Consider the following 24498-nt stretch of genomic DNA (forward strand, 5'->3'; position numbering starts at 1 on the left):
TCACCCCTCCGCGTACAGCTCGCAGACGCGCGCGACGGCCTCCGCCGTGGCCGGCGCGGCGCGGCGCGGCGCGGCAAATCGTGGCGCGGCAAATCGTGGCGCGGCAAATCGTGGCTCACGTGCCCCATATGCCTCCACAGCCCGCAGATACTTGTGAGGCCCATACGGCGCCGGGTCACTTGCGTCATATGTCTGAAGCCTTCTGGCGACCCCGGAGATCGCCGGCAGCGTGGGGTCAGCGGGTGTTGAGCAGGCCGGCGAGCAGTTGGAGTCGCTCGGCGTCGGGGCTGCCTTCGGCGGCGGTGCAGACGAGGAGCATCGGGCCGGGAGTGCCCGGCATGGGGTAGGCGTCCCAGTCCAGGTTCAGTTCCCCGACCAGGGGGTGGTTGACGCGCATCCGGCCGCGGGTCGGTTCCTCCACATCGTGGCGGGCCCACAGGGCCGCGAACTCGTCACTGCGGACCGCGAGTTCACCCACCAGCTCGACAGCGCGCGGGTGCCCCGGATCGGCGGCGACCTGCGTCCGCAACATCCCGATCAACTCTGCCAGAGTGGCTGCCCGCTCCGGGCATGTCTGGTCGGCCTCGGGGTGCAGGAGCAGCGACAGCAGGTTCCGCTGCTCCTGGGGCTGCTGGGTGAACTCGCCCAGCAGGGCACCGGCGAGCGGGCTCCAGGCCAGCACGTCCAGGAAACGGCCGACAACCAGAGCGGGCGAGGTCATGGTGCGCAGCAGTCGTAGCGTGGTGTCCGGTACCTCCTCCGGCACGTACGGACGCGGACGGCGGGCCGGGGTACGCGCGGCGGCGGCGAGGCTGTGCAGGTGCCGGGTCTCCTCTGCGGAGAAGTTGAGGGCGCGCGCGAGGGCGTCCAGGACCTGGTCGGAGGGCCGGACATCGCGCCCCTGCTCCATGCGCTGGTAGTAGTCCGCGCTCACCCCGGCCAGCAGGGCCAGTTCCTCCCGCCGCAGCCCGGCGACGCGCCGCCTCGGGCCGGGCTCCAGGCCGACGTCCTGTGGCCGCAGCCGAGTTCGGCGGGTTCGCAGGAACTCGGCGAGTTCGCGCCGGGGATCGTCGCTCATGGCGAGGGGGGCGTCGGTCACGGCGCCAGTATGCCGCGGACGCGGCCCCTGAGGGTGGGTCTGCCAGTCCCAGGAAAAGCGGAACGACCGTGATGCCGCGTGCAGGGTCCAGCATCGGATCCACCACAGCCGGCCACGGAAGGACAGCGACATGAAGGCCGTTCAGATCACGAGTTACGGTGCGGCGGACGTCCTGCGGGTCAACGACGTCGACCGCCCCGCTCCCGGTGCGGGCGAGGTACTGGTGTCGGTCGAGGCGTCCAGCGTGAACGGACACGACGTGATCGTCCGCGCCGGGGAGTTGAAGATGGTGTCGGGACGCCGGTTCCCGATCGGTGTGGGGCTGGACTTCGCCGGCACCGTCGCCGCGACCGGCACCGATGTCACGGGTTTCCGAGTCGGGGACCGGGTGTGGGGCATGGTGCACCCCCGGCAGCGGCACACCACCGGTGGCGCGGCCGAGTACGTCGTGGTGTCCGCGGACCGCATCGCGCCCGCCCCGGCCGGTCACTCCCCGGTCGACGCCGCCTCCCTGGTCGTCGCGGGCGCCACGGCCCTGATCGCGCTGCGCGACAGCGTGCACCTCACGAGCGGCGAACGGGTCCTGGTCCGGGGCGCGGCCGGCGGAGTCGGCACAGCCGCCGTGCAACTGGCACACGCGATGGGCGGCCATGTGACCGCGCTGGCCCGCGACCGCCACGCCCGGCTCCTTACCGGCCTCGGTGCCGACGAGGTCCTCGACTACGGCTCCACCACCTCGGACCGGATCGGACCCTTCGACGTCATCGTCGACACCGTCGGCTCGGAACTGAACTGCTACCGAAGCCGGTTGGCCAAGGGGGGCCGGATGGTCACCGTGGGACTGTCCGCGTCGGCCCTGGCCGCGATCGCCGCGTCGAGCGTGTACGGTGCCCGCCGCATCCGCACCTTCAGCGCCAACCCCGACACCGCCGTGCTCCGCGACCTGGCCGGCCATGTCACGTCGGGTGCGCTGCGCCCGGTGGTCGACAGCGTGTATCCGCTCGCGGACATCGCCGCAGCGCACGAGGCGTTCGAGCGCGGCGGCGTCGTGGGCAAGCATGTGGTCGCGGTGGCCGCGTAGCTCCGTCGTTCTCGTGAGTATCCGGTTTCACGGGCGATCGGGCAGCCCGTGATGCTGACGGCCGGCTGTCCGGGGCCTGCGAACGGACCTCCTCGATCTGCGGGGGCAGCAGCGACAGCACGATGAGCAGTCCGGTCGCCGGCTGAGAGAGGTGTCGGTGCTGCGCTCGATCATGGATCACGACGTAATCGGGCGAGCGGACATCACGAGTTCAACCTGAGTCATGGTGACGCGCGGGCCGGACGACCGTGCCCTCAGTCGATGTTCGGGTCCGGCGAGGTCCGGGACGAAGAGGCCGTGGGTTCACCTGCCGCCATCGCGACCGCGTTGCAGCGGGCCAACCCGTGACTCGCCGCCGTGGATCACGGTCTTGCGGAGGGGGTCCGGTCAGCGGGGAGTGGTGCGCAGGTCGATGCCGCGGCCATGGGCGTCGGCGGTCACGATCCGGGTCGCCAACCGTGACAGCCGCTTCCGGTCGGTTTCGGTCAGCGGCGCGGCAGACCTCTCGATCTGCTCGGCGAACTGTGCGGCGACCTGTTCGACGAGCTGCCGGCCGGCGTCGGTGATCGATACCTGAAACGAGCGGCGGTCGATGGCGCTGGTGGTGCGGGTGACCAGGCCGCGCCGCTGCGCGCGGTCGACCAGGCCCGTGATCGAGGACTTGTCGAGGCCGAGGTGTCGGCCGAGCTGGTTCATCGTCGGCTCCCGGTCCCGCAGTATCCCGAGCAGCCGTGTTTGCGTGACCGACAGGTCGTGCTGCCCTGCGATCTCGGCCAGGGTGTTCTGCACCAGAAACGACAGCTGGGCGAGGGCATCGACCAGCCCGAGATCCTCGCTTGTGGGTGACGGCGCCTGCGGGGGCGGCGCGTCATGGGGTGACGTCATATCCGGATTCTACTTGCAAAGGTACGTGGCACCCACTAATTTAATTTGTGCCACGTACCAAATCCTTTGCGTCACGTACCAAGTCCGACCGAGGTCCCGGGCGTGCGCACCGTCCTTGTGCCCTGACCCCGGCAGGGCCGTTTGTACACGATGACGTCCGGGTGCGATGAGCCGCTCGGACGGCTGTTACCGAAGGAGAGCTGAGTCATGACCCGTACCACGGACACTGACGTGATCATCTGCGGAACCGGTGCGGCGGGGTTAGCCCTTGCCATCGACCTCGCCCGCAGAAATGTCGGATTCCTGCTGATCGACAAGGCGCCGCATCCGTTCATCGGCTCCCGCGGCAAGGGCATTCAGCCCCGCAGCCAAGAGGTGTTCGAGGACCTCGGCGTGATCGACCGGATCGTCGCCTCCGGGGGTGAATACCCCGTCCAGCGCATTTACACCGACGACGGGCCGGTCGACAAGGCTGCCGTAGAGATGTCGGAGCCGACGCCGGACGAGCCGTACCAGATTCCGCTGCTCGTCCCGCAGTTCCTCACCGAGCGCCGACTGCGCGAACGGCTGGCCGAGTTCGGCCACGCCCCGCACTACAGCCACGAACTCGTCGGCTTCGACCAGGACGCCGACGGTGTGTCCACGCGGATCGCCACCCCGGACGGCGAACAGACCGTGCGGGCCGCGTATCTGATCGGCGCCGACGGCGGATCGAGCTTCGTCCGCAAGGCCCTCGGCATCGGCTTCCCCGGCAAGACCCTCGGCGTGCGGGCGATCGTGGCCGATGTACTGGTCGACGGTGTCTCGTCAGATGCCTGGCACCGCTGGGGCGAGGACACCGCGGCGCAGGTGTCGATGTGCCCGCTCTACGGCACCGACATGTTCCAGCTCCAAGCCCCCGTCCCCTTCGACGTCGACCTGGACCTTTCGGCCGAGGGGCTCACCGCGTTCCTCCGCGAACGCACGGGCCGGGCCGACGTCGTGATCCGCGCCGTGAACTGGGCGTCCGCGTTCAAGATGAACGCCCGGCTGGCCGACACCTACCAGCGTGGGCGCGTGTTCCTGACCGGGGACGCGGCGCACTGCCATCCGCCGACCGGCGGGCAGGGCCTGAACACGAGCGTCCAGGACGCCTACAATCTCGGCTGGAAGCTCGCCGCCGTGCTCGACGGCGCCCCGGAATCCTTGCTGTCGACCTACGAGAAGGAACGCCGGCCGATCGCCCAGGCCGTCCTCGGCCTGTCCGAAAGGCTGCTCGAAGCGGCCAGGAACCGCAACACCCACCGCGGCCGCGAGGTCAGCCAGCTCGATCTCGGCTACCTGGACTCGCCCTTGACGCTGACCAACCCGGAGCGCGACAACGGTGTCCTGGCCGGCGACCGCGCGCCCGACGCGCCCGTGACCGGCGCGGGCGGCCTCCCCACCCGGCTGTTCAGCCTGTTCCAAGGGCCCCACTGGACCCTGCTCGGCTATGACGTCGACGACGCCTCGGCCCCGGCGCCACGCCGCGGCCTGCGCATCCACACCATCGGCGCCCGAGGCGACATCCTCGACACCGGCGGCTACGTCCACAGCGCCTACGGGCTGTCCTCCGAGCAGTGGGTGCTCATCCGCCCGGACGGATACGTCGCGGCCGTGGTCAGCACAGACGATCTCGGCACCGTCGAAACCTATCTCGACACCGTCGGTATCCGCCCCCTCGCAGCGACGCGACCGCCCACCGCAGAACCGAGCACCGGCATGCCCACACCCAGTTCGTCCGACAGCACCGGCGCACCCCGCACCCGACGAGAGCACCGGCAGATCCGCACCGCCGCCGAGCAGCGACTCGCCACCGCCCAACGCGAGCTCCATCAACTCTCGCGCCAGGTCCAGCGCGACCTGCGCACCGTCCGCCGAGACGGCGAGACCACCGCCATCGTCGCCCGCTCGAACTTCGCCGAACTCGCGGTCCAGAGCATCACCCGGCTGGCGGCCAACCTCCGCACCGACCGCACCGACCAGTAGCACCTGCAAGAAGGATCGGCGGACGGCAGCCAGTCGGCCTTCCTCGGCAGGTTTGTCGGCTGCGGTGTGAACGCGTTCGAGCAGGTCGCGGTGACGACAGAGGAAGCGGCGGGCGGCTCGGGCGGCTCGGGCAAGACCGGAGACGGTGATGTCGCCTCCGGTCCGCAGGGCCCCATCCCAGGGCCTTGATCACTCGCTCCCGGCGCCGTGCGGAGTCGGCTCACCTTCCTTCGAGCATGCTGGAGATCATGCGGTCCTCCCGGGGCGGAGATCGGGCAGGGGCTGCCTCACCTTCGGGCTGCCGAGCGGGACAACGCCCGCCCGCGTTCCGCGGACGACAGTGATGGCCTGCTGGATCTGGGACCGGCCTCTTGCTGGAGCCGAGGGCAGCATGGTGTGGAGGGCGGGAGCCAGGTTCACCCCAGCCCCGGCAGGCTGCGCAACTCTCCGATCCGCAAGAGCCTCGCAAAGAGCAGGAACAGCAGGACCATCGCGATGCCGCCCGCAGCCAGCGAAAGCGCCGGCGTCCAAGAGGCTGCTACCAGGCTCTGGCCGCAGGCGCGGGCGATGAGCCACCCGGCACCCCCGGCAGCGATGGCGGCCGCAGTCAGTCTTGCGTAGGTGCGGCAGATCCGCCGGCCGTCGAGCAGCCCCTCTGTGCGGCGCCGCAGCCGCGGGGCCGTCAGCAGCAGGCCGATCGCGTAGGACAGAGCGTAGGCGGCGGCCATCCCCGTGACCGCCCAGCGCGGGGAGAGCAGAAGGTGGCAGGCCGTGGCGAGAGCGATGTTGATACTGCTGATCCACACCGCCATCCGGAACGGCGTGCGGGTGTCCTCGAAAGCGTAGAAGCCGCGCAGCAGGAGGTACTGGGCGGAGAACGGGATCAGTCCCAGGCCGAAGGCTTGCAGCATGTGGCCCAGGGGGACGGTGGCTGCGGCATCGGCGGCGCCGTGGGCGAACAGCAGCCGAGCTGTCTGCGGTCCGAAGGCGAGGAAGAAGAAAGCGGCTGGGACGATGATGACGCCGCTGACCCGCAGTGCGCGGGACAGGTCCGCGCGCAGGTCGTCGACACGGTGCTCCGTCACTGCCCGGCTCATGCGCGGGAGCAGGGCTGTCACAAGGGAGACGGTGACGATCGACTGGGGCAGCATCCAGATCTGCTGGGCGTAGCTGTAGGCGGTGTAGCCGACGCCGTCGTGAGGCAAGGCAGCGTCGGCGGCGGAGGCCATGCGGGTGACGACCGTGCTCGCCACGAGGTTGGCCAGCACGAACAGCAGGGTCCAGCGGGCTGCGTTCACGCTCTTGCGCAGGCCGGTGCCTCGCCAGTCGAAGCGCGGCCGGAAGCGGAAACCGGCTGCTCTGGCGTAGGGGATCAAGGCGAGTGCCTGGAGGGCCAGGGCGAGTGTGGTCCCGATCCCGAGCAGCCTGACCTGGGCGCCGGTGATGTCCGAGACCTGTTCGGGAGCGGTTATCAGGCCGAGGTAGAGGCCGAACATGGTGATCAGGACGAGATTGTTGAGGACCGGGGTCCACATCATCGCACCGAACCGGTTCCGGGCATTGAGGACTTGACCGAAGATGCTGAATACGCCGTAGAAGAAGATCTGCGGGAGCAGGAAGCGGGCGAAGACCACGGTCAGCTCGAACGCGTTGTGCGTGGCGGGTGTGTCGTGCTGGTAGATGCTGATGATCTCAGGGGCGGCCCAGGTGGCCAGCGCGGTCCCCACGCCGAGGACGCACAACACCAGGGTGACCAGGCGTTGCTCAAAGGCTGCGCCGCCGTCGGGGTATTCCGCGCGGGCCCGGACCAGTTGGGGGACCAGGACAGAGTTCAGCGCGCCGCCGATCAGCAGGAAGTACAGACTCGTCGGCACTGTGTTGGCCAGGTTGTAGGTGGTGGCCAGCAGCCCGGTGCCCAGCGCGGCGGCCTGCAGCACCTGCCGTACCAGTCCGGTGGCGCGCGAGACCACGGTGCCCGCCGCCATCAGCGCGGACGAACGCAGCAGTCCGCCCCCGCCTTTCGCTTTCTTTGGGGCGGCGTGCCTCCGTCTTGTGGACTGCTCTAACCGCTCGGGCGACGTCTCCTCAATCATGGGCACAATCTACGATCCAGACCTCACCTGCTTGGAGGGGCCTCGGCCTTCGAGGCCCAGGACGAACCACCCTGGGAGGTGCGGTGGGTGAACCGGTGCGGGTGTGAAGGCCGACCTGTCGCCGAACCGGCCCCCCGGGGCAAAACCCCCTGGCCAAAGCACCACCCCTAGGGCCCGTGTCCTCCTGCGAGATGATGGCCCGTAACTCCTCCGGGCGACAGCACGTCCTCCACTGAGGGGACGCCGGCTACGACGCCGCGTTCTAGCGTGGCCGCCATGACCAGAATCCGCCGCACTGCCGTTGCTGCAGTGCTCACACTCGTCCTGCCGCTGCCCGTGATCGCAGCGGGTACGGCATTAGCCGCACCCGTTTCCGAACACTCCGCCGCGGTCTCGGACCCGTACGGGCTCCATCCGGAGCTCCCCCGCCCGACCGGTCCGCACGCGGTCGGCCGCGAAATCCTGCACCTCGTCGACACGCACCGTCAGGACCCCTGGGTACCGTCGGCGGGGCTGCGGCAGCTGATGGTGTCGATGTACTACCCGGCCCGGCCCGGGACGGGCCGACCAGCTCCGTACATGACCGTCGAGGCAGCCCAGGACATGCTCCAGTTGAAGCTGCCGGGTACCACCATCCCGGCCGAGGCGGTCAGCGGGACCCGCACCTGGGCGCGCTCCGACGCACGCCCGGAGCACGGCCGCTTCCCGCTGGTCATGCTCTCACCCGGTTTCACCATGCCGCGCACCGAGCTCACCAGCCTCGCCGAGGACCTGGCCAGCCGCGGATACGTCGTCGCACTCGTCGACCACACCTACGAGAACTCCGGCACCACCTTCCCCGACGGGCAGACGCTCACCTGCACCATCTGCGACACACCCCCCGCCGGTGGTCCCGGGGTCATAGCGGAGAGCCGGGCGAAAGACATCTCCTTCGTGATCGACCAGCTGACCAGCCGCCACCACCCTGCCTGGCAGTACGCCCGCATGATCGACGCCAGGCGGATCGGAATGGCCGGGCACTCCCTCGGCGGCGACGCGGCCGTCACCACCATGGCAGCGGACAAAAGGGTGCGAGCCGGGGTGAACCTCGACGGCACCATGTTCGCGCCGGTACCCGCCACCGGCCTCGGCGGTCGCCCCTTCCTGCTGGTCAGCCACGACCAGGGCGGCGGGGAGGATCCCACCTGGACGAGCGGCTGGGCGAACCTGGACGGCTGGAAGCGCTGGCTGATCGTCTCCGGTTCCAACCACGCCAGCTTCACCGATGTGCCGGTCCTCGCCGAGGCGCTGGGCATTCCCGAGCCTCCCGGTACGACGATCTCCGCCCAGCGGTCGGTGCAGATCACCCGCACCTACGTCGGGGCGTTCTTCGATCTGCACCTGCGCGGCATCCCGGAGCCGGTCCTCGACGGGCCCTCCGCGGCAGACCCTGAGGTCAGCTTCCACCCCTGACGGCCCCGCACGCACCGACGCGGCTGACACTCCGTCTAGGGCGATGGGCGATGGGCTACGCGGCGGTGGCGGTGAAGTACTGGTTGTCGGCGCCGTTGGGGGTCCAGCCGTCGATGGGAGTGCCCTCGGAGCGGCCGTCGCCGTAGACGTCCATGACGAGCCCGGAGTTGGGGTTGGTGATCTTGTAGGCGTAGAGGCTGCCGGGGGTGAGGCCGGTGCTCCACACCTGGCTGACGTTGCCGACGCAGGCGAACTGGTACAGCGTGTGGCCGGCGACGCCGTCGGTGGTGAGGCACATGCCGCTGTTCTTGTTGATGATGTTGTAGCCGCCGCTGACCGGCGAGAAGGTCCAGATCTGGTTGGCTCCGCCGTTGCCCGACCACACGTCCACCGTGTCGCCCAGGCTCTTGCCCCCGCCCAGGACCTCGACGGTGAGGAACGGGTTGGTCAGCGGGATGATGCGCACGGTGAAGCCGGCGGCGTTCGCGGTGCCCGCCGTCGCGGCCAGCGCCCCGGCGGTCAGTGCCCCGGTGGCGAGGAGGGCGCCGAAGGCTCGGCGCACGCGTCGTGCGCCGAGCTTCCTGGTCGTCGTGCCGGCCCCGGCTGCCAAGCCTGCGGGGTTGAGGTTCATTGCGGCTCCTTCGGATTGTTCGTCCTGTGCTCAACCTGGCAGGTGGCGATCAATTTTCACTAAACATCCGCTTGTCGCTCACAGAAGGATCATCACGGGAGATGTTCCCGGGCGAGGACCAGTGGCGCGAGCGCGCAGTGTGGCCCGAAGACGGCCCGGAACGGGCGGAACTCGCGCGGCTGCGCGCCGAGTCGACGCGCTGATGGACCGGATCCGCGAGCACCCGACGATGGTGCAGGCCCGGGCTGAGGGCTGCGCGAATGAGACCGGCTACGCGCTGCAGAAGGCCGCCCGCCAGGCCATGGCCGCTGGGGACGGGACCGAGACCGCGCGGCCATAGCGCGCGGCGCGCCTGCAGGTGCGCGTGGCGCGCGGCTCCGCGCGGTGCGATGCGCGCGGGACCGCACCTGGTGCGCGCGAGCGCCTCGATTGGATGACAAATGTCCGCTGTCATCCAATCGAGGCGTTTGACAGCGAACCCAGCCGTTTCGTTGTGCGGGGTGAGCGCGCTGGGGGCGTTGCATGGCTGTACTGGCTGGGGTGGAAGGTGCCGGGCCGTACGTCGAGGTGTCGTACGCGGATGCTCTTCATCGAGCCAGTGCGGACGGCGCGGGCGGGCGGGGAGCGGTGCCGCCTTCCCCGGAACGGCCGTGTCGTTCTGGGGAAGGCGGTCGATCAGCGTGGGGTGCTCTTGCGTCGGCTAGCGGACGACGTGGACGGTCACTGGCGTGGAGGTGCGGTCCGTCTTCGCGTGCCGGTGGTGCTTGTCGGTCGAGTACAGCACTGAACGGAACTGCAGCTCGCCCGTGTGCGTGGCCTTGACGTTTGCGCGCGCATCGCCGTTGAAGCTCCGCGTGACGGCGTGCCAGTGGCCCCAGTGGCCGGGTTTGCCGGACCGCTCCTGTATGACGAGTATGGTGTACTGCTCGGCGTCGTCGTCACCCTGGCCGTGTACCTTCACGACGTGGCCAGCATGCACGGTGTGGGGGGTGGCCTGAATCGAGATGTCGCTCTTCGCGAACGCCGGGGATGCCGCCAGTGCTGCTGAGGCCACACCCAGCGCGCCGACTACCGCGAGCCGCTTCATACCAAGCTTCATGCTCAGGTCTCCTTGGATTTCTTCGTTCCCTTTGCATCAACTAGGGTTCATAGCTGCCTAATTGGCGCGCTTTCACCGAAGAAGAGCAGTTGGCGCGCTGAGAAGTTGGCCCCCGATTGTCACTACCTCGTAACTGGTGTCGGGTGACCACCGCGCTGCCTCACCGTGCACATACCGAGATGGGCTGTTTGACAGCCAACCCAGTCGTCCCAGGTCAGAGGCACTGCCTCCGACTAACTTCGTTGTCAAAGGACAACAAAACTGTCCTGTCTCAATGAAGTTAGTCGTCCGCATGCTGCTGACCTGCATGGACTGGATTGAGTGAGACACGTGGGCTCGGTTGGTTGAGACAGACTGCAGGGAGTGTCGCCGCGCCGTGTTCGCCGATGCCGCTCCAACTTGAAGCCGCTCGGCAGAGGTTGCGGCTGTGGACCGAGCCTGACATCGCCGCTCGACACACGCTCATCACCGAACGGGGCGAGGGCATGCTAAGGGTGGGAGTTGGGCCGCGACCCTGGAAGGGGGCGTTCGTGAGCGTCGGGTGCGTGCAGCGGTCTGAACGTGTTGCTGTCATCGGAGTGGGCATTCTCGGAGCCAGCGTGGGCTGGAACCTGTCGCAGCATGGAGCCGAGGTGGTCTTCATCGACGCCGGCCAGCCAGGCGAAGGGGTCACCAACTGGTCTTTCTCGTGGGTCAACGCCAGCAACAAGACCGGGCGCAGGTCCTACTTCGACCTGAACGTTGCGGGCATGGCGGCGTACCGTGAGCTTGCAGAGACCATCGGGCCAGACTCATGGTGGCATCCCAGCGGCCACCTGCGCTGGGCTGGGGACCCCGCAGCGGAGGCGAAGCTCCTGGAAACAGCCGAGCTGCTGGCTAGTTGGGACTACAGGGTCGAGGTGTGCACGGGGGCCGAGGTGCGCCGCCGCCTCGAACCTGCTCTCACGGTGCCCGGCAAGACTCCGGTCCTGTTCTATCCCGACGAGGCATGGGTGCACGGACGGCAACTCGTCGGCCGCCTGGTCGGCCGAGCCGTTGAGTCCGGCGCCGAACGCAGGTCCGGCACCGCGGTCTGCGACATCGGCATCGGCATCGGCATCGGCGCCGACGGGAGCATCCGGACCGTGACTCTGTCGGATGGGAGCTGTCTCGACGTCGATGCCGTCGTGAACGCGGCAGGGCCCAGCGCTTCCCGGGTCGCCGGGCTCATTGCTCGGCACTTGCCGATGCGCCGGGAACCCGGAGCCGTCACCCGGATCGACTGTGCTCGGGTCCCGGTTCGCCGAGCCATGCACGCGCCCCACGTCGAGATCCGTCCTGACGGAGATGCGTCGGTGGTCCTTCACAGCCGCGAGATCGACGCACTCATCGACACCGGTGAAGAGCCAGCGGAACTCGCACGGCTGCTCCACGAATCGGCGAAGCACGTCGTTCCGGAACTCGGCAACTCCCTCATCGCGCAGACACGGGTAGCCCACCGGCCCATCCCAGCCGACGGATTCCCCTCAGTGGGTGCGGTGCCTTCTGTGCCGGGCTACTACGAGGCTGTCTCCCACAGCGGCATCACGCTCGGGCCGGTGATCGGCCGGCTGCTTGCTTCGGAGATCCTCAGCGGGAAGAGGGACGAGATGCTTGCGGACTTCCGCCCGGAACGGTTCCCTCAGCCCGGATCCACCGGCTTGATGCCTGTGGATAGTTCTTCCGGAAACGAAGAAGTGCCCTGTGACCTGCGATGATGGGGTTTCTCTAGGACCACATCAGGCACGATCGACAAGGCACTTCCGAGATGCAATCCTCCCATGCCGCGGCGGCGGTCTCTTCCACGTTCGATGATCCGAACCTGGTCGCGTACGGCGGGCTGGAGCCGGTGGTGCGGCTGGCCGAACGGTGCGGTCTGCCCGCGCTGGCCGGGGAGCACATCAGGCTGCCGGTCTCGAAGGACGGCACCGGCGCCTTCCCCGCCGCGAAGCTGATGTCGCTGGTGGGCGGTATGGCCGCGGGCGCCGACAGCATCGAGGACATGGACCGGCTGCGGCACGGCGCGATGGGCCGCCTGTTCTCCGGAGTGCGGGCCCCGTCCACGCTGGGGTCGTTCCTGCGCTCCTTCACCCACGGGCATGTGAAGCAACTGCATGCCGTGGCCCGCCGGTTGTTGCCCGAACTGGCCCGTCACACCCCGTTGCTGCCCGGCGCGGACCAGGTGGCCTACGTGGACATCGACGACACCATCCGACGCACCTACGGTTACGCCAAACAGGGCGCCGGCTACGGATACAGCAAGGTCAAGGGCCTGAACGCACTGCTCGGCATCGTCTCCACACCCCTGGCCGCCCCCGTGATCGCCGCCACCAGGCTGCGTAAAGGGCCCTCGAACTCCGCGCGCGGGGCGGCAGCGTTCGTGGCCGAGACCATCCGCACCGCCCGCGCCTGCGGCGCGAGCGGCCTGCTGGTGATGCGGGCGGACTCCGCGTTCTACGGCGCCGACGTCATCAACACCTGCCGGGCGCTGGGCGCGCGCTTCTCCGTCACCGTGCGGATGAACGCCTCCGTCAAGGCCGCCATCGCCCACATCGACGAGACCGCCTGGACGCCGATCAAGTACCCCAAGGCTGTCTGGGACGAGGAGGGCCAGTGCTGGATCTCCGACGCCGAGATCGCCGAGGTCCCCTACACCGCGTTCACTTCCAAGCCGAAGAAGCAGCAGGTCACCGCCCGTCTGATCGTGCGCCGCGTCAAGCGCCTGAACCCTGACGCCGTCCCCGCCGGGCAGGGCACCCTCTTCGACACCTGGCGCCACCACGCCGCGTTCACCGACTCCCCGCTCGCCTTGAAGGACGCCGAGCGTGATCACCGCCGGCACGCTGTCGTCGAGCAGGTGATCGCCGATGTCAAGAACAGCGCCTTCGCCCACGCACCGTCCGGTCATTTCCAGGCCAATGCCGCATGGCTCGCCCTGGCGGCCCTGGCACACAACCTGACCCGCGCCGCCGGCGCCCTGGCCGGAACATTCCATGCCAGAGCAACCACCGCCACCATCCGTGACCACCTGATCAACGTGCCCGCCCGCCTGGCCCGATCCGCCCGCCGCCTCACCCTGCACCTGCCCGAACGCTGGCCCTGGAGCGAGGACTTCACCCAGCTCTTCAACACGGTGCATGCACCGCCAGTCCTCTGACTCCCTGACCGACCCGCCCGAAAGGGCCCGAGACCTGTGGAAAAAGTGGAAGAGCTGGGCAGACCAGCGGCCACCCCATGCCCGAATCCGCAACTCAGCCCCGACACGGCCTGCGCGACCCCGAAACGATCAACCGGGAATCAAGCCGGTGGATCCGGGCTCAGTGACAGCGTGGGGAGACGCCAGTACCGAACAGGCAGATGCGTCTCCGTGCGTCCGAATCATGCTCGTGACCTGCAGCGGATGCCGACGACGCCCGCCTGCCGCATCCACGTACGACGAGTCGACGCACAGCCCCGCCTGATTCACCCGAGCCGGTACAGCCATCCAGCGCCCCCAGCGCCCTCAACCGCGCGACTAGGTTCGCTGAGACAGAAGCCCGGAAGACTCGGTTCGTTGAGAAAGCCACTCGATTGTGTGAGACGGGACAAAAAACGCCGGGGGGCAGACAGGAAAGATCACGGAAAGACTGGCCAACGCGGGCGGGGCATGTCAACGTAGACGACCTTGCAAGAAACCCCAGGTCAGAGAGGTGATTGCCCGTGACCGTAGCGCCTGTGAGCCCCGGTTTCTCCACCGCGATCGAGTCCCTGCGGCTCCGGGAATGGCAACTCGGCCCCGGCCAGCCCACGCTCGTGACCGATCAGTTCTCCGCAGACGACTTCCACCTGATTGTGGACGACCACGCGGACGCGCACGTCAGCTCGAAGGATGGCCGCTTCTACCTCGGCTGGTTTCCGAACGGCCGTCCCGGCACGGAGGGTGAGGGATGGACGATCGCCGTCACCGGCACGGCCAAGGTTCCCGGCTACCGCCTGTCGTTCGACACCGAGACGCCGGCCGACATCGTCGCCGCCGCCGTGGCATGCGTACTGGAGACCTCACGTCACGTACGACAGCCGGACGCCCACGAGTAGTCCCCCCAGACGGCGGTCGGCTGGCTGCCGCTCACCGCTCACCGTTCCCCTCACCCCAGGAGGCTGCTCGTGACGTCCCAGGAGATGACCGTCGGCGATCTCATCGACTTGCTGTCCGCCTGCGACCGAGATGTTCCGGTCCGCCAAGCCGTGAACCCGTTCTTTCCGATGGCACGCCGCCTGGCGCAGGTCGTGCAGTCGGTGGACGAGACCGGCCGGACCGTCGTCTACCTCGCCGAAGGGCGGGACGAGGACGCGCAGCTTGGCCATTTGCCGCCCGAGGTCGCTGTCGCCCTGACGTGGCAGGGCCCCGTCCAGGCGCCCCCGCGCCGCCCCCGCCGCCGTGCCGGCGGCAACTAGACGAGTCATTCCGAATGCTGACGGTGTGTCCGGGAACGCAGACAGGGCGTCCAAGATCGTTGTGTGACGAACAACCTGGACGCCCTGCTGACCGCACTGTACGTGAAGATCGATGACGAGATCGGAGGTACCCGATGGCTGGGTCGGCCGCCGCAGCTGACCGATTCCGAGCTGGTCACCCTTGCCGTCGCGCAGGCTCTGCTGGGCTTCACCTCGGAGTCGCGCTGGCTGCGGTTCGTGGACTCCCGACTGGGAGCGATGTTCCCGTACGTGCCCAGGCAGCCGGGCTGGAACAAACGACTGCGGGCAGCGTTGCCGCTGGTCAAAAAGGCAATACGGCTGCTGACTTCTGGTTCGACAACCACTGGATCGTCGACTCCACGCCGGTGGAGTGCGGTCGCTCGCGGCCGACGGTGAAGCGGTCGGACATGGCCGGCTGGGCCGGATACGGGTACTGCGCCTCGCACTCCCGGTTCTTCCGGGGCCTGCGCCTGTTCCTGGTGTGTACTCCGACCGGCATGCCGATCCTGTGGGCCCTGGCGAACCCGAAGATCGGCGAACGTGAAGTGCTGACCGCAATGCTTGACCGTGAACCGGAGACAGTCACGGACCGGCCAGGGCTGCTGGTGATCTCGGACAAGGGCTTCGCCTCCAAGGAGTTCGAGGCCGATCTGGCCTTCCGGGGCGCGGAGTTGCTGCGACCGACGTTCAAACGCGAGAAGAAGCGCAAAGGCGAGAGCCTCCTGAAGTCGGTGCGGCAGTTGATCGAGTCGGTCAACGACACCCTCAAGGGCCGGCTCGACCTGGAACAGCACGGTGGCCGGACCTTCGAAGGTGTCGCCGTCCGCGTCGCCCAGCGCATCCTCGCGATGGCCGCCGCGATCTGGCACAACCACAAGACCGGCCAGCCCGTCACGCGGTCCTTGATCGCTTACGACCACTGACCACATCGGAATGACTCGTCTAGGGGCTTCAACAACCTCCGGACACCGTTTCCTGAAAGGATTCGGGGCATGCACACGCCCTCGGAGCCGTCCCAACTCCTCACCCCAGAGCCGCTGGTGCTCACCGACATCCGGATCGGGTACGCCCGGGTCTCGACCGGCGGCCAGAACCTCGACCGGCAGTACGACGCTCTCAAGGCCGCCGGGTGCCGCAAAATCTTCGCGGACAAGAAGGTGTCCGAGTAGGAACGGAACAGAAAACCGGCGTAGCTGTCAAATCTTTTGACGATTCGCGAGGCGGGCTTTCGCTTCTGTGCTCACGAGGCCGCCTCCGTCACCTGCTCGGCTTCGGCGAAGGCGCGGTACAGCGAGGCGACCGACGGGCTCGTGCCCGCGTTCTTGCCGGCCTTGATGGTGAGCTTCTTCGCGATGTCGGGGACGGGGACGCCCTTGCCCTTGAGTGCGAGGGCGAGGGCGAAGGCGAGCATGTCGTCGTCGATGACCTTGGGGCGTCCGCCGTGGTTGCCCTTCCTCGCGGCGGTGACCTGACCTTCAAGGGTCTTCTCCCGGATGTAGTTGCGCTCGATCTGCCCGGCGAAGAACATGGCGCCCATGCCGTTGGGGTCGTAGATGCCGGTGAGCGGGCCGGTGAGGAGTTCGAGCTGGATGCCGCCGGCCTGGAGCTCGGCCGACAGCGTCATCAGCTCGGCCGCGTTCCGCGCAAGCCGCTTGAGCTCGTGGACGGTGAAAATGACTGGGGTGTCCGGGGCAGCCTCCTTGAACTGGTGGGCCAGCGCGAGCGCCTTCTCCAGCTCGGGCCGCACCTTGACGCGAGTGCTGATCTGCTCCTGGAAGACCTTGTGGCAGTCCGCCGAATGGAGAGCTTCGAGCTGGCTCGCCAGCTCTTGGCGGGCAGTCGATGTACGGGCGTACCCGATTCTGATGGGCTTCTCGGTGCGCTGTGCAGGCATGGCGGCGGGCGCCGGTCCCTGCTTCCAGGGACGGCCGGGGCCGCGGTCAGCAGGGATGAGGACTTCGAGTTCCTCGCGCAGCGCGGCGATGAGGACGAAGCGGGGGGTGTGGTACTTCGTCGCGGTCTTCCCGCCGCGCGTGCGGCAGGCACTCCCGGCGGGTACTTCACACTTGGGGCAGTCGTTGTGTTCTACCGCGTTTGCGGCTTGATTGGGCGTCAGATCCACGCGATCAGTGGGTCAGAAGTTTCTCGCAGAACGCCCGGGTTTTGAGAGGACTTCTGCGAACAGTGACCTGGGGAAACGTGATCGCGTCCGGGGCTGTCGCAGAACTCGCACAGATGCGCGCATGCATGGGGGTTTGGCGAAGCCTCGATATGCGTTAGGTCGCGAGTTCTGCGTAGTTGTCCTTCTGGTGTGGGGGGTTTGGGTGAGATGGGTGTGCGAACCGTACGGTGATGGCCAGGCCCCCTTCGGGGCGGGCGCTGGTGGTGAGGGTGGCGTGGTGGGCTTGGGCGACGGCGTTGACGATGGCGAGGCCGAGACCGTAGCCGTCGCGGCGGCTGTGACGGTCGGGCGCCAGCCTTTGGAAGGGCTGGAAGAGGCGCCGGATCTGGTTGTCGGGGATGACTGGTCCGCTGTTGGTGATCGTCAGGGTCGCCTGCGTGCCGGAGGTCTGAGTGGTGATCTCTACGTGCCCGTCTGGGTGGTTGTGGCGGATGGCGTTGTCGATGAGGTTGGCGATGAGGCTTTCGACCAGCCTCGGGTCCCCGGCTGTCACTGCGGGCGCTAGGTGTTCGGCGAGGTCGATACCTCTCTGTGTTGCTTGGTCGCGGCGGGGGGCGAGCACTCCGGTGGCGACTTGGGCGAGGTCGAGGGTGTCCCTGCGGGTGAGGCCGCGCTCGCTGGTGGCCAGGGCGAGCAGTGCTTGGACGAGCCGTTCTTGGTGTCCGCCGAGGGCGAGGGCCTCCTGGCAGGCCGAGCGCAGGGTGTCGGCGTCGGCGTCGGGGTCGGCGAGGGTGACTTCGAGGAGGGTGCGCAGGCCGGCGAGGGGGGTGCGTAGCTCGTGGGAGGCGCTGGCGACGAAGTGTCGGTGGGCGTCGAAAGAGGCTTGGAGGCGGGCGAAGAGGTCGTCGAGGATGTAGCCCAGTTCAGTCAGCTCGTCGGCGGGTTCGCCGAGGTTGAGGCGCTGGTGGAGGTTTCCGGCGGAGATGGCGGTGGCGGTGGCGGTGATGGCCCGCAGGGGCCTGAGGAAGCGGCCGGCGACGAACCAGCCGGCAGCGAGGGCGATGGGGATGTGGATGGCGAGCGCGACGGCGGAGCCGACGAGGAGCTGGTGCGGGCCGATCCCGTCCCCGGTGCCGGTGACTGTGGCTGGCGCTGAGCTGTGGGCGGGAATGGTTGACTGGATGCCGGCCAGCGGGACGGTGACGATGGCGAGAACCACGATCCCGGCGACGTAGATGCCTGCGGCGTAGAAGAGCGCGAGCCGGGCCTGGAGGGATCGTCTGGGGAGCGGCTGGGGGTTGGTCATAGTGGCCCGATCCGGTAGCCGCCTTCGCGGATGGTCTCGATCGCCGGCGGGTCGCCGAGTTTGGCTCGCAGCCGGTGCATGGTGTGCTTGACCGCAGACGTGAAGGGGTCGGCCGCTTCGTCCCAGACTCGTTCGAGTAGTTCCTCGGCGGGCAGGACCAGGCCAGGCGAGCCCAGCAGGCATTCAAGGAGCGCGAACTCCTTCGGGCTGAGCTCAAGACGTCGGCCGGCGCGGAACGCCACCCGGCGAGCCGGGTCCAGGGTGATGTCCCCGCAGGAGAGGGTGGGAGGAAGCGGCGGGGTGGCCCGGCGGGCCAGGGCCCGGACACGGGCGACCAGTTCGGCGAAGGCGAACGGCTTGGGCAGGTAGTCATCCGCGCCGAGACCGAGCCCGTCGACGCGGTCTTCGATCGTGTCGGCCGCGGTCAGCATCAGCACGCGGGTGTCGCAGCGGTCGTTGGCGAGTCGTCGGCAGATCTCGTCCCCGTGGACGCCGGGCAGGTCGCGGTCGAGGATCACCACCTCGTAACGGGTGACGGCCAGGCGGTCGAGGGCGTCGGTTCCATCCAGGACGACGTCGACGGCCATTCCCTCGCGGCGCAGCCCGGTTCCGATGGAGCGGGCGAGGACTTCGAAGTCCTCGACGACGAGGACCCTCACCGCCACTCACCGCTGGTCGTTGTGCGGGCGGGCCGGCCGAGCCGGCCGCCGGGTCGAGGTGCCATGCGTTTAACGATGCCAGACTCCAGGTTGCAGCAGGGTCGCAGCCGCTGCGACCGGGCTGGAACCGGGTGCCGCGTACAACTGCCGGCATGAGTCCATTTCCAACCTTGAGCTCGCTGCGATGAGCGCCCCGGGGATCGTCGTCGCCGGACTGCGCAAGCGATACGGGGCCGCCCTGGCCCTCGACGGCATGTCCTTTACCGTCCGTCCGGGTGTGGTGACCGGCTTCGTGGGGCCGAACGGGGCCGGGAAGTCCACCACGATGCGGGTGATCCTGGGCCTGGACGCGGTCGAGGAGGGCACCGCGCTTATCGAGGGGAAGCCGTACCACAGACTTCGGCACCCGCTGAGCCACGTCGGTTCACTGCTGGACGCGGCGGCGCTGCACCCCAGCCGGAGTGCTCGTAACCACCTGCTCTGGCTGGCGCATTCACAGGGCCTGGCCGCGCGGCGGGTGGACCGGGTGCTCGATCTGGTCGGCCTGACCTCGGCGGCCCGGCGCAAGGCCGGCGGCTACTCGCTCGGCATGCGCCAGCGGCTCGGGATCGCCGCGGCCCTGTTGGGCGACCCGCCGGTCATCATGCTCGACGAGCCGTTCAACGGCATGGACCCCGACGGCATCATCTGGATGCGGGGATTCCTGCGGTCGCTGGCCGCTCAGGGCCGCGCCGTCCTGGTGTCCAGCCACCTGATGAGCGAGGTGCAGGACACCGTCGATCATCTCGTCGTGGTCGGGCGCGGCAAGGCCATCGCCGACGCCGACGTGGCCGACCTGATCGCGGCCGCCTCCTCGGGCAGGGTGGCCCTGCGGACCACGGCCGGCACGCACGCGATGACGGTGCTCGCGCACGCCGGCGCGACCGTGGCGGCCACCGGCCGCGACACCATCACCGTCTCCGGCCTGCCCGCGGATCGGATCGTGACGCTGCTCAGCGAGAGCGCGGTGCCGTTCTCCGAGGTATCAGCACACCGCGCCACCCTTGAGGACGTCTACCTGGAGCTCACCCGCGAGGCGGTCGAGTTCCGCGCCGCGACGCCCACGGAGGTATCACGGTGACCCCGATCGTTACGCCTTACCGATCCAGCCAACGGGTCGGGCGAGACGGCTTCCTCCAGTTGCTGCATGCGGAATGGACCAAGTTCCGGACGGTCCTGGGCTGGGTGACCGGCATGGTGGTGGCGGCACTGATGGTGGTGCTGGTCGCCCTGCTCGCCGGGGTCAGTAGCAATCAGAAGGGCTCACCGCCCGTTCCGATCGGGCCGGGCGGTGAGCCGGTTACCGACAGCTTCTACTTCGTGCACCAGCCGCTGACCGGAAACGGCAGCATCACTGTCTCCGTTTCCGCGCTCGAGAGCAGCATCCCCAAGGGCCTCGGGGACCTGCGGCCCGGCGTCGTGCCGTGGGCGAAGGCCGGGCTCATCGTCAAGGAGAGCACCCGCCAGGGATCACCCTACGCCGCGATCACGGTTACCAGCAGCCACGGCGTGCGGATGCAGGACAACTACGTCAACGACACCGCCGGCCTCCCCGGCCCTGTCTCCGCCGCGTCGGTTCGCTGGCTGCGGCTGGACCGCTCGGGCGACGCGATCACCGGCTACGCCTCCGCCGACGGCACGCACTGGACCAAGGTCGGCACCGTGCACGTGGAGCTCGGACCGATCGCGCAAGGCGGGCTGTTCGTCGCATCTCCGCAGGCCGTGGAGGGCCTGGGCACGACCGGCAGCGTGTCGACGGCCGCCTTCGGGGACCTTCGTTTCCAAGGGGGCTGGACCGGTGGCAACTGGACAGGCGATCAGGTGGGAGCCGAATCTCCCACCTTCGCCGGCTACCCGCCGCCCGCGTCGGGTTCGTTCACAGAATCCGACGGCAGCTTCACGGTGACCGGCGCCGGCGACATAGCGCCCGCCGTCCGCTATTCCTTGCCGGCCGCCGGCACCCTCAGCAACATCCTCACCGGCACGTTCGCCGCGCTGATCGCGGTGATCGTCGTGGGGGCGCTGTTCATCACCACGGAATACCGAAAGAAGCTGATCCACGTCACCCTGACCGCCGGCCCGAGACGGGGCCGGGTGCTGCTGGCCAAGTCGATCGTGCTGGGAGCCGTCACCTTCGTCGCCGGGCTGGCGGGAGCGGTCGTCGCGGTTCCGCTCGGCGTGCGGCTCTCCCGGGCCAACGGCGTGTACGTGTTCCCGGTGACGTCCTCGACCGAACTACGAGTGGCGCTCGGGACCGCGGCGCTGCTCGCGACCGCCTCGATCCTGGCCCTCTCCGTCGGCGCCATCTTCCGCAGCAGCGCCGGCGCGGTCACCACCGTCATCGTAGCCATCGTGCTGCCGTACCTCCTGGTCGCCAACCCGTTCATGCCCGCGAGCGTGGCGAACTGGCTGACCCGGGTAACGCCGGCCGCGGCCTTCGCCGTTCAGCAGACGCTTGTGCAGTACCCCCAGGCCGCAAGCCCTTACACGCCATACAACGACTACTACCCGCTGGCGCCGTGGGCCGGGCTCGCCGTTCTGGCCGGCTACGCGGTGGTAAGCCTGGTCGTAGCAGCCGTCCTTCTCCGCAGGAGGGACGCATGAGACCGGCCCTGCACGCGGAATGGACGAAGCTACGGACCGTCGCCAGCCCCCTGTGGCTGCTGCTCGGCATGATCGCGGCGACAGTGGCCCTGAGCGCCGGGGCGACCTCGGTGGTGACATGCACGTCCGCCGGCTGCGGCGGCGACGTGACCAGGCTCAGCCTCATTGGCGTCCAGCTCGGCCAGGCGCTGGTCGCCATCCTGGCGGTGCTGGTCATCAGCGGCGAGTACAGCTCGGGCATGATCCGCACCACACTCGCGGCGATGCCGCGTCGGGCCACCGTCTTCGCGGCCAAGGCCATCACTCTCGCCGGCGTCGTGGCTGCGGCTGGAAGCATCGCGGTTCTCGGGTCGCTGCTGGCTGGGCGGCTCATCCTGCCCGCCACCCGCGGCTACCCCGCCCTGTCCTTGTCCGCCGGGCCAACGCTACGCGCGACCGCCGGGTCGATCCTCTACCTGACCCTGATCGCCCTGCTCAGCCTCGGCATCGCTGCCATCGTGCGGGACTCCGCGACCAGCATCGGGGTCATCCTTGGCCTGCTCTACCTTCTCCCCACCCTCTCCCAGGCGATCGGCAATCCGCACTGGCAGCGCCTGCTCCAGCAGATCGGGCCGATGAGCGCCGGGCTCGCCATCCAGGCCACCACCAATCTCCACAGCCTGCCCCTCAGCCCTTGGGCTGGTCTTGGCATCACCGCCGGGTGGGCCGCCGCCGCGCTCGTGGCCGGCGGCCTACTGCTACGCAAACGCGACGCCTAGGTGTATTGGCCCTGCGACCGTCCGGTTCGCCGGGTTGGTGGTCGTCGCGGTTGGACGGAGTCCAGGCCCAGCTCGGCGGCGATGTCCCGGTAGACCTGGACGTCGGAGAGGCCCCGGCCGTCGACGTACCAGGCGCGCTGCATGGCGGCGGCTGCGTCGACGAGAACGCTCGCTCCGGGCTGGCCGGTCATTCATGCCGCGCCGGCGCCCCGCCGTCTCGATTTCGAGCAGGTCGACGCGGCCGTCGCGGGCGATGGTCTTGCCGAGCTGCTTGTCGTCGGCGGCTTCGACGAGGTCGTTCACCAGACTGGCTGCGGCGGTACGCGGTCTCCTACCGGGCGTCGTGCTCGCCCGGTCGCTGTGGTTGCTGCGTGCCGGGCGAGTCGCGCGTTTCTTCCATCTGCGGTACGCGGTCTCCTACCGGGCGTCTGCGGGTGTGACGAGGAGGCCGCCGACGATGGTGTGGGTGGGGTTGAGGTCGCGCAGGGCGTCGCTGGGGCAGTGTGCGGGGTCCTGGTCCCAGATGGTGAGGTCGGCGAAGCAGCCCGGGGTGAGGGTGCCGCGCAGGTTCTCCTCGCCGCACAGGCGGGCGGCGTTGATGGTGTGCAGGGCGAGGGCTTCGTGGTAGGTGATGGCGTGCTCGGGGCCCTTGACGCCGATGACGGTCTGCCGGGTGGTCATGCCCCAGACGGAGCGCATGGCGCCGAACTGGCCGACGGGAAAGTCGGATCCGGCGCTGACCTGAGCGCCCAGGTCGAGCCAGCCGCGGGCCGGGAAGAGGCGTGCGACGCGTTCCGGGCCCCAGAAGCCCTCCTCCACCTCGGCGGTGTCGTGCAGCAGCGGCTGCTGGATGGTGACGGGGATGCCCAGGGCGACGGCGCGGGCGCGCTGTTCGGGACCGGCCAGGCCGCCGTGCTCCATCACCAGCATGCCGGCGGGCAGGCCGGGGTTGCGGGCGAGGACGCGTTCGTAGACGTCCAGGAGGATGCGGACCGCACGGTCGCCGTAGGCGTGGGTGCCGACCCGCCAGCCGCGGCGGACCACGGCCTCGACGGCCTCGACCAGTGCGTCGGGCTCCCAGGTCAGCGTTCCGGAGAAGGCGTGGTCGCAGGCGTACGGCTCTTCGGTGGCCCCGGCCTCCAGGCCGCCGTCGAGCCCGAACTTCACTCCCCACACCCCGAGCCAGGGGTCGGAGCTGTGGCGCCAGTCCTCCATGACGTCGAGCAGGTCCTCCACCTGGGCCGCGCTGGTCATGCCGAGCGCTGAGATCAGGGCCCGCACCCGGGTGCTCAGCGCCCCCGCCTCGCGGGCGGCCAGGAGCATCGCGTAATCGTGCGGGGTGACCGCGCAGTCGCGCACGGTGCCGATACCGGTGGCGGCGTACTGGCTGCCGGCCAGACGCAGCCCGTCGATACGCCCGGCCTGGTCCGGCGCCGGGACCAGATGCTCAACCAGGCCCAGGGCGTTGTCGATCAGCCGGCCGTCGAGCCTGCCGTCGGCGTCGCGGCCGATGACGCCGCCCGGCGGTACGGGGGTGTCCTCGGTGATGCCCGCCAGGCGCAGCGCGTAGGTGTTGACGACGTCGTTGTGGCCGCCGCGCTTGACCAGGACCGGGTGCCGGTCGGTGGCCTGGTCGAGTTCGGCCGCGGTGGGCATGCGGCGCTCGGCCAGGTTGAGTTCCTGCCAGTTGGTGGTGGTGCGGATCCACTCGCCCTCGGGGGTGGCCTCGGCCCGTTGCCGGATCAGGTCCAGGAACTCGGGGATGTCGTGGGCCTGGTGGACGGGAACGTCGTGCGCGCCGAGCGCGGCGAAGATCTGGTGGGTGTGGGTGTCGTCGAACGCGGGCAGCACCGTGGCACCGGGCAGGTCGTGCACCGTGGTGCGCGGACTCACCCAGTCGTCGAGGCCGTTCGGGTCGGGGGACAGGGCCGCGATGCGGTCGCCTCGCACGGCCAGCGCCCGCTGCGGGGCCTGGCCGGGCGCCAGTGTGTGCACCGCGTCGGCCCGGATCACCAGATCGGCTCCGTGATCAGTCATGGTCTTCTCCACCACCATCTGAAAGTCGTCGTTCGGGGTGTGTCAGGGGCCTCGGGTGACCGGGTCCGCGCCCGGCAGACCGGTCGTCCACCACGTCCGCTGACCAGACCGTTGTACGGACTCTCCGCTGATTCACGTACATTCGAATGCCAG

19 protein-coding genes and 4 pseudogenes are annotated in these 24498 nt (G+C 69.0%); 12 read left to right on the forward strand and 11 right to left on the reverse strand.

What is annotated here, in order from left to right; all coding sequences use genetic code 11:
* Positions 1–235: 235 nt before the first annotated feature.
* Positions 236–1078 (reverse strand): helix-turn-helix transcriptional regulator, encoded by an 843-nt coding sequence (locus tag OG747_RS50825; protein ID WP_331744991.1) that lies wholly within the window; start codon positions 1076–1078, stop codon positions 236–238.
* A 151-nt stretch (positions 1079–1229) separates the two neighbouring features.
* On the opposite strand from OG747_RS50825, the gene OG747_RS50830 reads away from it, so the two are divergent.
* Entirely contained in the window at positions 1230–2180 is a 951-nt protein-coding gene (locus OG747_RS50830; protein WP_331743622.1) for an NADP-dependent oxidoreductase, read from the forward strand.
* 387 nt (positions 2181–2567) lie between these two features.
* Here OG747_RS50830 and OG747_RS50835 read toward each other — a convergent pair whose 3' ends face one another.
* Positions 2568–3065 carry a MarR family transcriptional regulator gene (locus tag OG747_RS50835; protein ID WP_331743619.1) on the reverse strand — a complete coding sequence of 166 codons (498 nt, stop codon included), beginning with the start codon at positions 3063–3065 and terminating at the stop codon, positions 2568–2570.
* A 207-nt stretch (positions 3066–3272) separates the two neighbouring features.
* On the opposite strand from OG747_RS50835, the pseudogene OG747_RS50840 reads away from it, so the two are divergent.
* A pseudogene (locus OG747_RS50840) lies at positions 3273–4757 on the forward strand (FAD-dependent oxidoreductase); the annotation flags it as partial.
* Positions 4758–5488: 731 nt separating this feature from the next.
* On the opposite strand, the gene murJ reads toward OG747_RS50840, so the two are convergent.
* Complete coding sequence (gene murJ, locus OG747_RS50845) at positions 5489–7165, reverse strand: murein biosynthesis integral membrane protein MurJ (RefSeq protein WP_331765173.1); 1677 nt, start codon at positions 7163–7165, stop codon at positions 5489–5491.
* 276 nt (positions 7166–7441) lie between these two features.
* Here murJ and OG747_RS50850 point away from each other — a divergent pair, with 276 nt between their 5' ends.
* Positions 7442–8617: an alpha/beta hydrolase gene (locus OG747_RS50850; RefSeq protein WP_331765175.1), complete on the forward strand. Its 1176-nt coding sequence runs from the start codon at positions 7442–7444 to the stop codon at positions 8615–8617.
* 55 nt (positions 8618–8672) lie between these two features.
* Here OG747_RS50850 and OG747_RS50855 read toward each other — a convergent pair whose 3' ends face one another.
* Both OG747_RS50855 and OG747_RS50860 read right to left on the reverse strand, forming a co-directional pair.
* Positions 8673–9248, reverse strand: coding sequence for an RICIN domain-containing protein (locus OG747_RS50855; protein WP_331743613.1), 576 nt, complete (start codon positions 9246–9248; stop codon positions 8673–8675).
* Between the two features lie 700 nt (positions 9249–9948).
* A complete protein-coding gene (locus OG747_RS50860; protein WP_331743610.1) occupies positions 9949–10347 on the reverse strand; it encodes a hypothetical protein in 399 nt (132 codons plus the stop codon).
* A 386-nt stretch (positions 10348–10733) separates the two neighbouring features.
* Between OG747_RS50860 and OG747_RS50865 the strand changes: the two genes are divergently transcribed.
* From OG747_RS50865 to OG747_RS50890, 6 genes and pseudogenes are all read left to right on the forward strand, one after another.
* Positions 10734–12083 carry an NAD(P)/FAD-dependent oxidoreductase gene (locus tag OG747_RS50865; RefSeq protein ID WP_405886372.1) on the forward strand — a complete coding sequence of 450 codons (1350 nt, stop codon included), beginning with the start codon at positions 10734–10736 and terminating at the stop codon, positions 12081–12083.
* A 50-nt stretch (positions 12084–12133) separates the two neighbouring features.
* Positions 12134–13522, forward strand: a complete 1389-nt coding sequence (locus OG747_RS50870; RefSeq protein ID WP_331743605.1) for an IS1380 family transposase — start codon at positions 12134–12136, stop codon at positions 13520–13522.
* A gap of 542 nt (positions 13523–14064) precedes the next feature.
* Entirely contained in the window at positions 14065–14439 is a 375-nt protein-coding gene (locus tag OG747_RS50875) for a DUF317 domain-containing protein (protein ID WP_331743598.1), read from the forward strand.
* Between the two features lie 69 nt (positions 14440–14508).
* A complete protein-coding gene (locus OG747_RS50880; RefSeq protein ID WP_331743596.1) occupies positions 14509–14799 on the forward strand; it encodes a hypothetical protein in 291 nt (96 codons plus the stop codon).
* Positions 14800–14862: 63 nt separating this feature from the next.
* Positions 14863–15743, forward strand: a pseudogene (locus OG747_RS50885) (IS982 family transposase).
* Between the two features lie 69 nt (positions 15744–15812).
* A pseudogene (locus tag OG747_RS50890) lies at positions 15813–15977 on the forward strand (recombinase family protein); the annotation flags it as partial.
* 83 nt (positions 15978–16060) lie between these two features.
* Here OG747_RS50890 and OG747_RS50895 read toward each other — a convergent pair.
* From OG747_RS50895 to OG747_RS50905, 3 genes are all read right to left on the reverse strand, one after another.
* Positions 16061–16942 (reverse strand): recombinase family protein, encoded by an 882-nt coding sequence (locus tag OG747_RS50895; RefSeq protein ID WP_331743594.1) that lies wholly within the window; start codon positions 16940–16942, stop codon positions 16061–16063.
* A gap of 154 nt (positions 16943–17096) precedes the next feature.
* A complete protein-coding gene (locus OG747_RS50900) occupies positions 17097–18248 on the reverse strand; it encodes a HAMP domain-containing sensor histidine kinase (protein WP_331743591.1) in 1152 nt (383 codons plus the stop codon).
* Positions 18245–18907 (reverse strand): response regulator transcription factor, encoded by a 663-nt coding sequence (locus OG747_RS50905; protein WP_331744987.1) that lies wholly within the window; start codon positions 18905–18907, stop codon positions 18245–18247. Before OG747_RS50905 ends, OG747_RS50900 begins: the two co-directional genes overlap by 4 nt.
* A gap of 184 nt (positions 18908–19091) precedes the next feature.
* Here OG747_RS50905 and OG747_RS50910 point away from each other — a divergent pair, with 184 nt between their 5' ends.
* The 3 genes from OG747_RS50910 to OG747_RS50920 are packed head-to-tail and all read left to right on the forward strand — an operon-like array spanning position 19092 to position 22308.
* A complete protein-coding gene (locus OG747_RS50910) occupies positions 19092–20027 on the forward strand; it encodes an ATP-binding cassette domain-containing protein (protein ID WP_331743589.1) in 936 nt (311 codons plus the stop codon).
* A complete protein-coding gene (locus tag OG747_RS50915) occupies positions 20024–21550 on the forward strand; it encodes an ABC transporter permease subunit (RefSeq protein ID WP_405886376.1) in 1527 nt (508 codons plus the stop codon). Before OG747_RS50910 ends, OG747_RS50915 begins: the two co-directional genes overlap by 4 nt.
* Positions 21547–22308 carry an ABC transporter permease gene (locus tag OG747_RS50920; protein WP_331743587.1) on the forward strand — a complete coding sequence of 254 codons (762 nt, stop codon included), beginning with the start codon at positions 21547–21549 and terminating at the stop codon, positions 22306–22308. Before OG747_RS50915 ends, OG747_RS50920 begins: the two co-directional genes overlap by 4 nt.
* Here OG747_RS50920 and OG747_RS50925 read toward each other — a convergent pair.
* From OG747_RS50925 to OG747_RS50935, 3 genes and pseudogenes are all read right to left on the reverse strand, one after another.
* On the reverse strand, positions 22305–22499 hold the full coding sequence (locus OG747_RS50925; protein ID WP_331743585.1) for a hypothetical protein: 195 nt from the start codon (positions 22497–22499) through the stop codon (positions 22305–22307). The genes OG747_RS50920 and OG747_RS50925 overlap by 4 nt on opposite strands.
* Before the next feature lie 16 nt (positions 22500–22515).
* Positions 22516–22644, reverse strand: a pseudogene (locus tag OG747_RS50930) (AAA family ATPase); the annotation flags it as partial.
* A gap of 81 nt (positions 22645–22725) precedes the next feature.
* A complete protein-coding gene (locus tag OG747_RS50935; RefSeq protein WP_331765180.1) occupies positions 22726–24345 on the reverse strand; it encodes an amidohydrolase in 1620 nt (539 codons plus the stop codon).
* Positions 24346–24498 lie beyond the last annotated feature (153 nt).

The sequence above is a fragment of the Streptomyces sp. NBC_01384 genome (genome assembly GCF_045040035.1).
Taxonomy (GTDB): Bacteria; Actinomycetota; Actinomycetes; order Streptomycetales; family Streptomycetaceae; genus Streptomyces.